We start from the raw sequence: 945 nt of genomic DNA, 5'->3' as shown, positions 1-945 counted from the left end.
GACTTGATGTGGTCGTAGATCTTGGAGTTGGTCAGGTGGGAGCCGGTGACCTTGGCGCCGCTGTCGTCGATGTACTCGTACGACGCGTCGCCCTTCTTGTAGTAGTCGACGGTCAGGGACTGACGGCCGGCCGGGTCGGTGATGTACGTGAGGAACTTGGTGGGCTTGTTGTTGGACTTGCGCTCCTCGTAGGTGTACGTCTGCGTGTTGCCGTCGTTGTCGACGACCGACGTCAGGTAGCCGTCGCAGCCGAAGAGGAAGCGGGTGCCGTCCGGGCGCAGCAGTGTCCAGGCGTCCGGGACCGGGTCCTTGTCCGGGGTACAGTCCAGGCCCGCCTTCGCGGTGAGACGGAAGTGGACGCCCGCGGGCGCCTTCCACGTGCCGTCGGCCTGCTTGCGGAAGACGTGCGTGGTGCCGTCACCGTCCGGGAGGCGGACCTCGGTCGGGTTCGGATTGGGGTGGAAGTCCAGCGGCGCACCCAACCGCAGCGGACCCGCCGCCTGCCCGGACCAGCCACCGCCGAGGACGGTGTCGGAGGTGTCGAGCGAGTTGTAGGCGATGCGGAAGAAGGTGTTGACCCCGCGGCCCGGGTTGTTGACGGCGTTGTACGACCAGACGCTGTTGCCGGCCGCCAGGTTGTTCATCACCGTCGAGCCGGCGCCGGTGTTCTTGCCGGTGTAGGCGTAGAACTTCTCCAGGCCCAGGGTGTTGGAGGTGGGGTCCTCGACCGCGACGTTCTGCTTCAGGCCGGGGATGCCTCCGGTGCCCTCGGAGAGCCAGGTGCCGGTGGTGGTGTCGAGCAGGTCCCAGGTCAGGACGTAGTCGGTGCGCTTGTTGCCGGACGCCGAGTTGATCGGCGTCTTCACCTGCGCCTGGACGGTGACCGTGTCACCGGGGACGACGTCCTTGGGCAGGGCCGTCCGGGCCTGGTTGCCGCCGGTGGTG

The 945-nt window shown here is 67.4% G+C and carries 1 pseudogene; it reads right to left on the bottom strand.

Annotated elements, in window-relative coordinates:
* Nucleotides 1-945: pseudogene (locus KBY47_RS36205) on the bottom strand (sugar-binding protein); the annotation flags it as partial.

Origin of the sequence: Streptomyces sp. B93 (genome assembly GCF_018070565.1) — a bacterium.
Lineage (GTDB): Bacteria > Actinomycetota > Actinomycetes > Streptomycetales > Streptomycetaceae > Streptomyces.
Note: the sequence above shows the minus strand (reverse complement) of the source record. Positions and strands in the feature narration are given on the sequence as shown.